Here is a 13,861-nt window from a genome sequence, read left to right on the forward strand (position 1 = left end):
CGCCGATGCGCCGCGCATGGCCGGGCAAGGGCGCCTGCGCCTGGGCACACCACGGCTACAGGCGCTTTTTTTTTTCGACTGTAAACGTTTGCAGGCGAAATTCCCTCTCCCGGATATATGACTAGCGTGCTACAAACCTCGGCGGGGGCTCCGGAACGTCACGTCCATGGCAGCGCAACGCACGTCCATGGGAGCGACGCGTGAGCGTGCCTACTCATACCTACGGAGCAAATCCATGCCAACGCCGTCCGCCCGCTTCACCCGATCCGCTCTGAGCCTGGGACTGATGCTTGCCCTCTCAACGCTGGCGCAGGCGCAGGATGCTCCCGTGCCACAGGAGCCGGCGGCGCCCCCGCCGGCCAGCCAAGCCGATGAGACCACGACCCTGGACGTCGTGTCGGTACTGGGCTCGCGCACCAAACCGCGCACCGAGGCCAGCTCGTCGGTGCCGATCGACATCCTGGGCGGCGAGGAATTCCACAACCAGCCCTCGGTCGACGTGCTGGACAAGATGCGCACGCTGGTTCCCTCGTTCAACGTCAGCACCATCCCGATCGACGATGCCGCCACCCTGATCCGCCCAGCCAATCTGCGCGGGCTGCCGCCGGACAACACCTTGGTGCTGGTCAACGGCAAGCGCCGCCACCGCGCTGCGGTCATCACCTTCCTCGGCCACGGCCTGTCCGACGGCTCGCAGGGGCCGGACATCTCGGTGTTCCCGTCGTTGGCGCTGGAGCAGGTGGAGGTGCTGCGCGACGGCGCAGCAGCGCAGTACGGGTCGGATGCCATCGCCGGCGTGATCAACTTCGGCCTGAAGCGGCTGGAGGAGGGCGGCACGGTCGAGGCCTTCGCCGGCCAGCAATACGAGGGCGACGGTTTCACCCGCCAGGCCAGCGCACAACTCGGCATGCCGCTGACTTCGGACGGCTTCGCCACCTTCACCTTCGAATCGCGCAAGGCCGATGCCACTTCGCGCAGCGTTCAGCGCGACGATGCCGCGGCGGTCGCTGCGGCCGGCTATCCCGACGTACAGGATCCGGCGCAGATCTGGGGCTCGCCGGAGGTCAACGAGGACCTGAAGTTCGTCTACAACCTGGGCATTTCCGGCGAGAACGTGGAAACCTATCTGTTCGGCAACCTGGCCAGGCGCGAGGTCACCGGCGGCTTCTACTACCGCAACCCGACCAACCGCGGCGGCGTATATTCGAACGACGGCGGCCAGTCCCTGCTGGTCGGCTCGCTGGACGGCGGTGCCTGCCCGACCATCGCCCTGCGCGACGCCGACGGCAACCTGATTCCGTATTCGGTCGTAGGTCCGCAGGTCGATGCGCTGCCGGCGAACTGCTTCACCTTCCTGTCGCAACTGCCCGGCGGTTTCACCCCGAGCTTCGGCGGGCTGATGAAGGACGCCTCGGTGGTCGCTGGGGTCAAGGGCATGTGGGGCGACGGCTGGCATTGGGACCTGAGCGGGTCCTGGGGCCGCAACCAGATCGATTTCTTCATGCTCAATACGGTCAACGCCTCGACCGGGCCGGTACAGCCGGACGGCGGGCGGTTCGAGCCGGGCGGCAACGTCCAGACCGAAACCAATTTCAACTTCGACGTCGGCAAGGATGTCGAGACCGGCTTCACCGTGGCACCGCTGGCGCTGGCGATGGGCGCGGAGTGGCGCGAGGAGAAGTTCGAGATCGAAGGCGGCGACACTCCGTCCACTGCCATCGGTCCGCTAACCGAGCAGGGCTTCAGCATCGGCTCCAACGGCTTTCCCGGCTTCGCGCCGGGCACGGTGGGTACGTTCAACCGCGACAACTGGGCGGTTTACGTCGATGCCGAGGCCCAGTTCACCAACGCGTTCCGGCTGGCGGCGGCAGTGCGGCATGAGGACTTCAGCGACTTCGGCGGCACCACCAACTGGAAGCTCACCGGCCGCTACGACTTCACCGACAGCTTCGCCCTGCGCGGCGCGGTGAGCACCGGCTTCCGTGCGCCCACGCCCGGCCAGGCCAACGTCAGCCAAGTCACCACCGCCTTCATCGACGGCGAGCTGCGCGACACCGCGACGCTGCCGCCGGCGTTGCTCGAAGGCCTGTTCCCCGGCGCCGAGCCCCTGCAGCCGGAGGAATCGAAGAACGCATCGCTGGGCCTGGTGTTCAACAGCGGCGACTGGTTGGTCACCGCCGATGCCTACCGCATCGAGGTGCAGGACCGCATTGCCCGCAGCACGGACTTCGACGTGACCCAGGCGCAACGCGACGAACTCATCGCCCGCGGCCGCCCGGACCTGGCGTCGCTTAGCCGGGTGGGCTTCTTCGTCAACGACTTCGACACCACCACCACCGGCGTGGACCTGGTCACGACTTGGACCACCGAACACTTCGGCGGCGACACCACCTATTCGCTGGCGGCGAACTGGAACGAGACCGAAGTGGACGATTTCACCCCGGGCATCATCAGCGAGGCGCGAATCAAGAAGCTGGAGGAATCGCTGCCCAGCACCAAGGGCTACTTCAGCATCAACCACCAGCGCGAGGTGTTCCAGGCCAACCTGCGCGTGAACTACTACGGCTCGTTCTACGAGGATCACCTGGACAGCGACGTCGTGGCGATCGAGGACGGCGGCCTGCCGATCTACGGCGACAGCGCGGTGACGGTGGATGCGGAAGTGGGCTGGCGGTTCGCGTCCGGCCTGTATTTCAACGTCGGCGCGCAGAACCTGTTCGACAAGGTGCCGGAGGACAACCCCTGGGGCGGCGTCGCCGGCGCGCAGTACCCGGTGCATGCGCCATATGGATTCAACGGTGGGTTCTACTACGCACGCGTGGGTTACAAGTTCTGATCGCAGCTGTGCAGCCGCAACGAGAGCCCCGCTTCGGCGGGGCTTCTCGCATCTGTGAGAGCGACCTTTCGTGGGGGCGGCCCTGGTCGCGATTACGCTCCGTCCAGTGCAGGATCAAAGGCCGCTCCCGCAGATCAGTTTCGGTCGCCACGCCGATCGGATACCGAATACGCCCTGATCGAACTCCGCGACCCGGGTTGTGCTGGCTGGGCGAAAGCCGCCGCGCTAGCGGCGGAGCTTGCGGGCTCCACCAGTCCCCTATATCGCCATTCTCATGCGGGAAACTGGCACCTGGATGCCACCAGGCAGATCCAGGTCGAAACGCTCAAGTACGACAAATCCGGACGCCAGGTAGAGTGGCTCGCCTGGCATGGTGGCAACCAGCTCCAACGAACTAAAGCCAGCCTGTTTTGATGCCGCCACGCACGCGGTCATGAGTTGGCGCCCCAAGCCACGACGCGCCATGGAAGGATGCACAAAGAACGCACGAATGCGGGCGGGATCCGTGGCCGGGTCAAGCAGCGGGTCCGATCCGGTCTTGGTTTGATCCCCGCCGAACAGCGTACGCCGCTTGCTCCAGCCACCACAGGCAACGATACGGTTCTCGTGTTCTATGGCGAAGTAGGTCTGATCATCAATCAGCTGGGTGTCGACGCCGAATACGTGGCGAGTGATCGCGTCTGCTTGTTCCGGCGAATAGTAGCCGATACTCAAGGCGTGACCGGAGACTTCAATGAGGTCGCCAAGAGCTGGGATATCCGGTCGCTCAGCAGTACGCAGTTCCATTGCGAGTGCCCAAATCAAACAGCTCAGCCATTGGTTACGCACATGACGCGGCCATAACGCGTCTCCACTGCCCTGGCTTCCACACCGTCTGGCGTGATGTTGAACATCGTGATGACCAGTTCGTCGGCGGCTGGCTGGGCGATCTCGGTGCGCCAGCCCCAGCGCGGGCCGCCCTGGCCATCGCCATAACTGCCAAGCGCCTTGAATCCGCTGTCATCGGCGTGTGCCGTCGAAAACATGATCGCGCTGCCGGTATGGAAACTGTCCACCCATGCCGCTTCGTACGCGTCCTCGTCCAGGTGCAGTCCGTACAGGGCAATGCCCTCGCCCGCCTGCTCGCCTTCGCCGTAGCGGTATTCGTGCAGCAGGAAGCGGCCACCGAGCACGCTGCGCAGCGTGCCGCTTTGCCGCACGTCCATCACCGGCGGCTGGTCAGGCTCGAACCAGACACGGGTCGCTCCCTCCCAATTGCCACTCATCGATGCCAGCGCCTGGTGCCGGCCGCTGGCCAGGGATTGCTCGAACTCTGCCTTGCCCATGCCCTGTCCTCCGGCTGCGCCGCAGGCGACTTTAACCCCATTGCCGCGGCACGCGTCGTCTGACCGGACAACTCCGAAGGCAGCTCCGCTCGCGGCCGCAACCTGCTGCATCATCCCTGCCGCCACTGGCAACCCATCTCGCCGCCGGTCAACGCAGGGAAACCCGGCGGAAGCACGCCCTTCACGGTGCTCGTCCGGCCGTCGCTGAAGCCAGTGCCGCGCCATGGCATCATCCGGGCAACTGCGGCCGGATGCTACGGCAACGAGGTTGCTTGGATGACAGTCACCACCAGGTCCCGGCTTCCCGGCCGCATGACACTGACCAACCAACTGCTGGAATCGTTGGGGCAAGCGATCGTCTCGGGGGAATTCGACGGAGAGAAGTTCCCCAGCGAAGCGGAGATCTCGAAACGCCACAGAACCAGCCGTAGCGTGACCCGCGAGGCGGTGAAGATGCTCACCGCCAAGGGCATGATCTCGACGCGGCCCCGCAGCGGAATCGTCACCCAGCCCCAGGAACGGTGGAGCCTGCTCGATCCGGATGTGCTGCGCTGGATGCTGGAACGCAAGTTCTCTTACGAACTTCTGCGTCATTTCACCGAGATGCGGCTGGGGTTGGAAACCGCCGCCGCTGCGCTCGCGGCGAAATACGCGACTCCCGAGACCTTGCGCGGGATCGAGATCGGGCTCGAGCGCATGGTCGCGGCCGGGCGCGGCGATGGCGACCACCTCGCCGCGGACATCGCCTTCCACGTTGCGATACTGGAGGCCACCGAGAACCCGTTTTACCTCCAGCTCGACGAATTCATCCATACCGCGCTCAAGTTTTCGATCCGGCTGACAAACCGCATCAAGGGCTCGCCCAGCATCCCCGCGCATCGGCGCGTATTCGACGCCATCAAATCCGGCGACGCGGAAAAAGCCAGCTCGGCGATGGCGCAGATCATCACCGAAGCGCTGGCGCTGATCTCCGCGGCCGAACGCAAGGACAGGAAGAGCAAACGCCCTGCCCGTTCGCGCTAGCCGGCCCGCGGCTCAGGATGCGATCGGGCGCGGTGCGCAGCCCGATCGCCCGTTCCGACCGGGCGCATGTCCCCGGCGCACGCGCCGGGGACCGGTCGCTACCACTTTGCGCGCACCCCGAAGGTGTATGTCCTGCCTTCGAAATTGATGAAGGTCGGGCGGTTCTCGTACAGCATGTAGCCCTCGCGTTCCTCGCGGGTCAGGTTGGTGCCTTCCACAAACACCGAGAAGTGGTCGTTGAGACTGTAGGCCGCGCTCATGTCCAGTTGCCCGTAGGCCTTGGTGTATTCGGGCTGCGAGCCGGAACCGCAGGACAGGCACGACAGCCATTCGTCGCGCCAGTTGTAGGCCAGGCGCGCCTGCCAGGGTCCCTTTTCGTAGAACAGGCTCAGGTTGGCCGAATCCCCGATTCCGGGGATGGCGAAGCGTCCGGCGCCGGACAGGATCGCCTCGTCGATCGAGGCATCGCTCTTGACGTGGGTGTAGTTGAAAGCCGTGCCGAACCCGTCGAAGGGCGCTGGCAGGCCGGTGAACTGCTGGTTGTAGGTGAACTCCAGGCCCTCGACCTTGGCCTCGTTGAGGTTGACCGGCAAGGTCTGGGTGAAGGGGAAGCCCAGGATCTCGACCTGAGTGTCGACCGTAGTGGTGAAATTGCTGATGTTCTTGAAGAATGCGCCCACGGCGACGTAGCTGGTATCGGCGAAATACCACTCCAGACCGATGTCGAAGTTCTCAGACAGGTAGGGCTTGAGATTGGTATTGCCGGTGCTGACGGTCTGGTTGTTGGGCCGGAAGTTGTAGCCGGCCGAGACCCGCAGCTGCGAAAGCTCCGGACGGGTCAGCGTCCTTGACGCGTTCAGGCGGAAGACCAGGTCGTCGCGCAGGTTCAGCCTGAAGTTGGCCGACGGCAACCAGTAGTCGTAACTTCCCTCGGCGCGGGTGAGGACGGGCTCGCCAAAGGTGCCGATGGCATTGCTGGTATCGGTGGGATTGACCCGGACGTCCAGCAGCGGCGCTACGAAAGCGGAGGACACGGTGTCTGTCTTGATGTAACGGTAGCCCAGGTCCAGGTGCCAGGGCATATCTCGCATCGTGCCTTCGAAATCGGCCTTGACGTAGAACGACGAGGTCTTTTCCTTGACCTGCCAGTAGCTCCGCTGGATCGGGTGGGTCGCCCAGCCGCCACCGTTGGCCTCCAGTGCCGCCACGAAGGCGGCGATCTCCTCGTCGGTCTTCAGCCCCTGCAACTGCATGTAGGACTCCGGCGTGGTCAGGTAATCCATGTACATGTCCGGGTCGTAGCTGACCCACTGGGTCGGGAAGCCTTGCGAGTGGCCGCCGAACCAGTTGCCCGCATCGAACACGTAGGCACCGATGGCATCGGCCGGCGTGGTGGCGTTGTAGCCGCAGTAGAAGGCGCACAGGCTCATGGCGTCATCCACGCCCATGTCGATGAAGCGGGTGGAGCGGTTGGACGCCAGCGCACCGAAGCTCAGCTGCGCCAACGGGCCGTCCAGGAAGGACTTGGTCAGATTCGCTTTGACCTCGTCGAGCCGGTTGGTCCGATGATCGCCGCCCATGCCGCAGCAGTGCGAGTACAGGTTGGATATGGCGTCGCTGGGCGTAAGCGCGTCGTAGTTGTAGTAGGGGAATCCGCCGCCGCCGGGGTTGGTCCAGTGCGGCACATAGCCGATGTTGCGGGTGCCCACCACGCGGTAGGAGTCGCCGCTGTCGTACTTGTTCCACGACTTGGCGCGCGACAGGTCCACTTCCAGGGTGGTGGTGTCGTCGATCTGCCAGGCCAGGTTCATTCCAGTCTGGAATACTTTCGCATCGCGCGGAAGCGTGGACACGATGTAATCGGTCGCGAGTATGCCGGTATCGCCGCGGGTGTATTCGGTGGCGGTGCCGTTGTCATCCACTTCGATATCGGTGATGTCGTTGGTATTGCCGTAAAACCCCAGGCCGTGCTGCAACTGGTCGGACTCGTAGTTCGAGTACATGGCATCGAACTTCAGCTTCAGCGAATCGCTCGGATTCCAGTCGATCGCCGCGCTCAGGCCCTTGCGCACCGAATCGATGGTGGTGTAGTTGCCGATCGTGGTTTCCGGCGTCGCCACCTCCTCCACACCTTGCTCGCGCAGCCTGTGGAAGGCTGGAGGCAGACTCGCAAGCACCGCAGGGTCCGTCAGATCGGAGACGTACCAGCCTTGCTGATTGACCTGGTAGCTGCGGTGCTTGCGCTCGTAGTACATGCCCGACAGCAGCCAGCCGAAGGTCTGATCGGCGTTGGCGTGGCTGAGGAAGAACGAACCCTTGGGAGTGGACTTGTCGTCCAGGCCGCCTTCCATGCTGTCGTTGAGCGCACTCAGGGATCCGGCGAAATGAAAGCCCTCGTTGTCCAGCGGCCGCGCGGTGCGGATGTTGATGGTGCCGCCGATGCCGCCATCGACGATGTCGGCGGCGCTGGTCTTGTACACCTCGGCGGTGCTGATCAGTTCCGAAGGCAGGGTGTCGAAGTTGAAGCCGCGGTTCTCCGCATCCGACACGATCGAACGGCCGTTGACCAGCACGTTGACGAACTGCGGCCCCAGGCCGCGCACCGTGACCTGGCTGGACTCGCCGCTGCCGGTACGGTTGACCGAGACACCGGGCACCCGTTGCAGCGAGTCGGCGACGTTTTGGTCTGGGAACTTGCCGGCCTCTTCGGCGGAGATCGCGTCGACCACGCCGGCGGCGTTCTGCTTGATCGCTTGCGCGCGGCGCAGCGAGGCGCGCTGCCCGGTCACGACGACCTCGCTCATGTCCTGCACGTCGTCGGACTGCGGTTGACCCGCCTCCCCGGTGGCACCCTCCGGCTTGGGAGATGTCTGCGACGCATCGTCCGGAGCAGCGGCCGGTTCCTGGCCGGATGCCGTAGCGGCAGCTTGCGCGAACGCGAACGGACACGCAGTCGCGCATCCCAACCCAACCAGCGCGACGCGCACAGCAGACCATAAGACGGCGGATTTCATCTGTTTTCTCTCCGGGGTTGGCATGGACATTTCTTTAGCGGCTTCCCTGCTCGTCTGAGACGCGGCGGAATTCACTGGCTTGTCATATAAGCGGTCGTATCGCAGGCGACGTTCGTCGCCGTCCGCGGACAGTGGGGCGGTGGGTGACTTTGTTCTGTGGTCCGGTTCCTGCGCATGGCTGCGCTGCGGTCGCCGCTACGTATTCCCCGGGAATGGCGCGCCGCGAACCGCCACTCGATGCCCATAGCCACGCTCAGGGCGCAACAGGACGAATCGAAACTGGCTGCGTGGATCGGCGAGGAGCGAGATGCACGAAACACCCATGCGTCATCGCTGCCGTTGGCGTGGATCCCGATCAGGCTGCACACGCGCCTGGTTGCGAAATCCCAGAAATGCGGTCTCAACGCCTGACTCGATACAGCTCCGAGGGCCGCCGCGAAGTCGACGAGCGCGCTCCGGACCGCAACAAATCCACTCATGAAGTACGGCTGTCCGAATAAGCCGGCTGACGCACGCTAATCGCGAATGCATCAGCTGTACTGTGGTCCGGCGCCCCCAATGACGATGCTACTTATCATATAAATGCGATCAAGTCGCACTGCACCATCGCGCACTAATCTGCCCATACACAGAACGTCTTGTGACATCCGTCACCGGAATGCCGTGAGCATCGCCATGAAGCGGTTTCAAACGAACCTGTTTGCCGGAAAAGACGCGCAGGTCAGTCTCATCGCGTAGTACGGATGGGTCACGACGAAAAAGGACGCGCGTCCGCGCGAGACGTCGGCTCGATCTTGCTCGCCATGTATTCGCCCTTCGCATGACGCCGGACCCGGGCCCACATCCGTCAACCCCGATCCCGTCGCTGCCGCGTTTGCCCCTCCGTCCATCCCCGGAGAGCGCCCATGCAACGCCATGCACTGACCATCGCCTTGCTGTGCACGCTGGCCACGGCCTGCAGCACCACGTCCACCACCGCAGAAAGAAATGAAGCCGACGGCACTGGCCTGATCGCACCTGCCCCGCCGCCGCGGGCCACAGCGGAGAACGAAGCCGTCAGCCTCGATCAGGTCGCGGTCACCGGCACCCATGTTGCGGCCAAGGCGATGCGTCAGATGGCTCCGGCGTCGGTTGCGGCCGCAGCGCCGGTGATCGCGCCGGGCGGCTATTGGCAACCCGACAACACCGAGAAGTACGCGGCGCGCGAGGATAATCCGGTGCAACGCACCAGCGAACAGCCGGTGTCCACTTTCTCCGTCGATGTCGACACCGGCAGCTATGCCAACGTGCGGCGCATGCTGCGCGACGGCGTCCGTCCGCCCGCCGACGCGGTCCGCGCCGAGGAGTTCATCAATTACTTCGATTACGGGCATCCCGCGCCGGACTCGCGCGAAAAGCCGTTCCGCGTGACCACTGAACTCGCGCCGGCGCCATGGAATGCTCAGCGTCAGCTGCTGATGATCGGCATCAAGGGCTATGACGTCCCCAAGGCGACCCTGCCGCCGGCGAACCTGGTGTTCCTGATCGACACCTCGGGTTCGATGGACCAGCCCAACAAGCTGCCGCTGCTCAAGCAGGCCTTCGCCCAGCTGGTGCCGCAGCTGCGCGCGCAGGACCGCGTGTCGATCGTGGTCTATGCCGGGTCCGCCGGACTGGTGCTGCCGCCCACGCCGGGCGACCGTCATGGCGAAATCCTGGCGGCGCTCGAACAGTTGCAGGCAGGCGGCAGCACCAATGGCGGCGAGGGCATCCGCCTGGCATATGCGATGGCCAGGCAGGCATACGCCGGCAACGGCGTGAACCGCGTGATCCTGGCGACCGATGGCGACTTCAACGTCGGCACCATCGACCAGGGCGCACTGGAGACCCTGGTCGGCGACCAGCGCAAGTCCGGGATCGCCCTGACCACGCTCGGCTTCGGTGACGGCAACTACAACGACGCCATGGCCGAGCAGCTGGCCGACGTTGGCGACGGCAACCACGCCTACATCGATACCCTGCAGGAGGCACACAAGGTGCTGGTGGAGGAAATGCAGTCGACCCTGCTGACCATCGCCCGCGATGTGAAAATCCAGCTCGAGTTCAATCCGGCGGAAGTGGCCGAATACCGCCTGATCGGCTACGAAAACCGCGTGCTCAGGCGCGAAGACTTCGCCAACGACAAGGTCGATGCCGGCGACATCGGCGCCGGACACGAGGTCACCGCCCTGTATGAGCTCACCCCGGTCGGCGCGGGGACGCAACGCCTGCCTGCACTGCGCTATGCCGACGTACAGGCGCGACCGGTGTCCACGTCCGGAGAAGTCGCCCATCTGCGCCTGCGCTACAAGCTGCCGCAGGCGACGGCGAGCCGGTTGATCGAGACTCCGATCCTGCGCCGCGATGCCAAAGCCCAGCCCGGCGAATCGATGCGTTTTGCCGCGGCGGTCGCCGCCTACGCCGATGCACTGCGAGGCGGCACGCAGATCGAAGGCTGGGGGTGGGACGACATCGCCCGCGCGGCCCGCGCTGCGCAGGGCAGCGACCGCTGGAACCAGCGCGCCGAATTCCTGCAACTGATCGATGCCGCCCGCAATACGGTCGGTGGCGACGAAACCCACCGCATCGGGATCGCCGATTGAGCAGGCGTGGCCGAACGCGTCAGGCCGACCTGTTCACCGACTGCGGGAACGGCACCACGGTCTCGCCAGCGGAACCTGCGGCGGGCCTGGCCACGGGTTCGGGCTTGCCGAAGAGGTAGCCCTGTCCGTACTGGCAGCCCAGGCCGAGCAGCAGGTCGGCCTGGGTCGTGGTTTCCACGCCCTCGCCGATGCTCTCGATGCCCAGGGTACCGGCCAGCGCCAGGATCGCGCGCACCAGCGCAAGGCTTTCGGTCCGGCTCGCGCCGGTGAGTCCGGCGATGAAGCTGCGATCGATCTTGATCGCCTGGATCGGGAACCGGTGCAGGTACGACAGCGCCGAAAAGCCGGTCCCGAAATCGTCCAGCAGGGCGCCGACGCCGCGGCTGCGCAGATAGTTGAGCATGCGCAGCGCGCGCGGGGAGTCGTCGAGCAGCGCGACCTCGGTGATCTCGATCCGCAGGCGGCGCGGATCGGCGCCTGCGTCATCCGCCATTTCGAGCAGGCGCCGCGCGAAATCGTCCGAGCGCAGATGCAGGGGCGACACGTTGATCGAGACGTAGCCAGACGGGTGCACGCGCAACCACTGCATCACCCGCTGGTACAGCAGCCAGTCGACTTCCTCGATCAGACCGCTGTCCTCGCCCACGCCGATGAAGGCGGCCGGCGACAGCAGTCCGCGTGTCTCGTGGTTCCAGCGCAGCAGCGCCTCATGCCCGACCACCGCGCCGTCGGACAGGCGCACAATCGGCTGGAAATGCGCCTCGAAATCATCCTTCTTGATCGCGCGGCGCAGATCGCTTTCCAGGTCGAGCAGGCGGACGGCCTCCTCGCGCATCGCCTCGTCGAACAGTGCGCTGCGGTCGCGGCCGTTGGCCTTGGCCCGGTACATGGCGGCGTCCGCATCGCGGAGCAGCTCCTCGCCGCGCTGGTAGCGCGGATCCCAACGGGCAATGCCGATGCTGGCCGAGGGGAACAGTTCGCGCCCGGCGATCCACATCGGTTCCGACAGCGCGCTCAGGATCCGGTCCGCGAAGGCCTCCAGCGCCGCATCGTCGGCGTCGCCTTCCACCAGCACCGCGAACTCGTCTCCGCCCAGACGTGCGGCCACCTGGCCTTCGCCGAGCAGCGCGGACAGACGGCTGGCCGCCTCGATCAGCATCTGGTCGCCGGAGGCGTGGCCGACGCTGTCGTTGACCAGCTTGAAGCGATCGAGGTCCATGAACAGCACTGCCAGGCTGCCGGCCTGGGGGATGCGCGCAATCGCGGCATCCATGCGATCGAGCAGGTGCGCACGGTTGGGCAGGCCGGTCAGGTCGTCGTGCCGTGCCTGATGGCTGAGCTGGCGTTCGACCCGCTCGCGCTCGGCGATCTGGGCGCGCAGCTCGCGGTTGGTCGCTGCCAGTTCCCGGGTGCGCGACTCGACCCGGCTCTCCAGCTGCAGGTGCGCGGCCTTGAGCGATTCCTGCGCGCGCCTGCGCTCCAGTCCGCCGGAAATATGCAGGGCGACATAGGTCAACAGGTCCTCGTCGGCCTGGTCGAAATCGATCTCGGGCGTGTAGCTCTGCACGGCGATGACGCCGACCGTGACAGCCCCGTGCACCAGGGGAACCCCGAGCCAGTAGTGCGCCTGGGAACCCAGGCTGCGCACCTTGCCCACGCGCTCAAGCCGGGCGATGCCCTCTCGGTTGACCCGCAGGGACTTGCCGTGGTCGAGCACGTATTCGGTCAACCCGGTGGCGCGATGGCGTGGGCTGCGGATCTTGTCGCGCTCGTCGACCGAATAGGGGAATTCGATCCGTTCGCCGTCTTCGCTGAGCATGGCGATGTAGAAATTGCGTGCGTAGAGCAGCTCGCCGACGATCGCATGCACGTCGGCGTAGAACTGCTGCATGCTGTCGCCGCTCATCGAGCGTTCGGTGATCCGGAACAGCGCGCGCTGCAATGCCTCGGCCCGCTGCCGTTCCACGATCTCGGCCTGGAGCACCGAATTGGCCTCCTGCAGCTCGCGGGTGCGCTCCACCACGCGGCGCTCGAGCTCCACCTGGGTCTGCTTGCGGTCGAGGGCGGTCAGGATGTGCTGGGCGACGTATTCCAGCAGCGCGCGTTCTTCCTCGCGATAACAGTCGGGCCGTTCGTAGCTCTGCACCACGATGGCGCCGCAGATGGCGCCCTCGCGCTGCATCAGCACGCCCAGCCAATCGGCGCTGTCGGGGCCATGGGCGGGGTCGCGCGTTACCTGCAGTTGTTCGCGTACCTGTGACGATGGCCCATGCACCGCATGACCGTGCCGCAGCAGGGCGACGGTCAGGCTGTTGGGCATCTCGTCGAACCTGTAGATCCGCTCCGGCTCGGCGACGAACGTATCGACGCTGTCGGCGAAATACAGGAACCGCATCGACTGCAGGCCCTCGTCGGACACGACGATGTAGAAGTTTTCCGCCAACATCAGCTCGCCGACGACGGCGTGGATGCGCGACAGCATTTCGCCCATTTCCAGGCGTGATCCGGCCAGGTCGGCGATTTCGTACAGCGCGTGCTGCAGGCGCTGCGCCTTCTGCAGCGATTCGATCCGGGCTTGCGCGCGCGCCTGCGCCAGGGTCGTGGCCACCATGCGCCGGGCCAGCGCGAGCCAGCCAGCGCGCGACGCGCCGGCAAAGGGCTGGCGCAGCAACACTGCGATCGCGATACGGGCACCGTCTTCGCTCCACGCATCGCAGAGCATGGTCTCGTCGCCACTGATTCCGGCGCCCTGATCGAGCGCCTGGATGCCCGCTTCCAGCAGAGACACGGGAAGCCGGCGCAATGAAGAGCGCCCGGGCCCGAGCAATGGGTCGTCCCACAGCACCACCAGGCGCGAACCCGTTGGCAGGGTGCCTTCGAGCGTACCGGCGAGGCTATCGAGCGGGCGCAGGTACGCAAGCACCGGACCTGCTGCCGATGCCTGTCCCTCGGCAGCCTGCATCTCCCCCTTCATAGCCCGAGCATAGCCTGAATCGCGCACCGCGCCCCTAACCCCATCGACGTTTTCCGACCGTTGGTCCG

7 protein-coding genes are annotated in these 13,861 nt (G+C 65.4%); 3 read left to right on the forward strand and 4 right to left on the reverse strand.

The window, feature by feature from the left end:
- The first annotated feature begins 235 nt into the window (after positions 1-235).
- Entirely contained in the window at positions 236-2,836 is a 2,601-nt protein-coding gene (locus MC380_RS10080; RefSeq protein ID WP_242164561.1) for a TonB-dependent receptor, read from the forward strand.
- A 258-nt stretch (positions 2,837-3,094) separates the two neighbouring features.
- On the opposite strand, the gene MC380_RS10085 is transcribed toward MC380_RS10080, so the two are convergent.
- Both MC380_RS10085 and MC380_RS10090 read right to left on the reverse strand, forming a co-directional pair.
- Positions 3,095-3,622, reverse strand: coding sequence for a GNAT family N-acetyltransferase (locus tag MC380_RS10085; RefSeq protein WP_242164563.1), 528 nt, complete (start codon positions 3,620-3,622; stop codon positions 3,095-3,097).
- 23 nt (positions 3,623-3,645) lie between these two features.
- Positions 3,646-4,161, reverse strand: a complete 516-nt coding sequence (locus MC380_RS10090) for a DUF1579 family protein (RefSeq protein ID WP_242164565.1) — start codon at positions 4,159-4,161, stop codon at positions 3,646-3,648.
- Between the two features lie 186 nt (positions 4,162-4,347).
- Between MC380_RS10090 and MC380_RS10095 the strand changes: the two genes are divergently transcribed.
- The gene (locus MC380_RS10095; RefSeq protein ID WP_242164567.1) at positions 4,348-5,184 is read left to right on the forward strand and encodes a FadR/GntR family transcriptional regulator; all 837 of its coding nucleotides are present in this window, start codon (positions 4,348-4,350) and stop codon (positions 5,182-5,184) included.
- Between the two features lie 98 nt (positions 5,185-5,282).
- On the opposite strand, the gene MC380_RS10100 is transcribed toward MC380_RS10095, so the two are convergent.
- On the reverse strand, positions 5,283-7,988 hold the full coding sequence (locus MC380_RS10100; RefSeq protein WP_242164568.1) for a TonB-dependent receptor: 2,706 nt from the start codon (positions 7,986-7,988) through the stop codon (positions 5,283-5,285).
- 1,115 nt (positions 7,989-9,103) lie between these two features.
- On the opposite strand from MC380_RS10100, the gene MC380_RS10105 reads away from it, so the two are divergent.
- The gene (locus MC380_RS10105) at positions 9,104-10,819 is read left to right on the forward strand and encodes a VWA domain-containing protein (RefSeq protein ID WP_242164570.1); all 1,716 of its coding nucleotides are present in this window, start codon (positions 9,104-9,106) and stop codon (positions 10,817-10,819) included.
- A 19-nt stretch (positions 10,820-10,838) separates the two neighbouring features.
- Here the strand turns inward: MC380_RS10105 and MC380_RS10110 are convergent, their stop codons facing one another.
- Entirely contained in the window at positions 10,839-13,781 is a 2,943-nt protein-coding gene (locus MC380_RS10110) for an EAL domain-containing protein (RefSeq protein ID WP_242103412.1), read from the reverse strand.
- Positions 13,782-13,861: the final 80 nt, after the last annotated feature.

It is taken from the genome of Lysobacter sp. M15 (assembly GCF_022662515.1).
GTDB lineage: Bacteria > Pseudomonadota > Gammaproteobacteria > Xanthomonadales > Xanthomonadaceae > JAKPBU01.

Coding starts and splice junctions, on each gene's coding strand:
- MC380_RS10110 (WP_242103412.1), bottom strand. CDS start 13,781: ATGCAGGCTGCCGAGGGACAGGCATCGGCAGCAGGTCCGGTGCTTGCG.
- MC380_RS10085 (WP_242164563.1), bottom strand. CDS start 3,622: ATGGAACTGCGTACTGCTGAGCGACCGGATATCCCAGCTCTTGGCGAC.
- MC380_RS10105 (WP_242164570.1), top strand. CDS start 9,104: ATGCAACGCCATGCACTGACCATCGCCTTGCTGTGCACGCTGGCCACG.
- MC380_RS10090 (WP_242164565.1), bottom strand. CDS start 4,161: ATGGGCAAGGCAGAGTTCGAGCAATCCCTGGCCAGCGGCCGGCACCAG.
- MC380_RS10100 (WP_242164568.1), bottom strand. CDS start 7,988: ATGAGCGAGGTCGTCGTGACCGGGCAGCGCGCCTCGCTGCGCCGCGCG.
- MC380_RS10080 (WP_242164561.1), top strand. CDS start 236: ATGCCAACGCCGTCCGCCCGCTTCACCCGATCCGCTCTGAGCCTGGGA.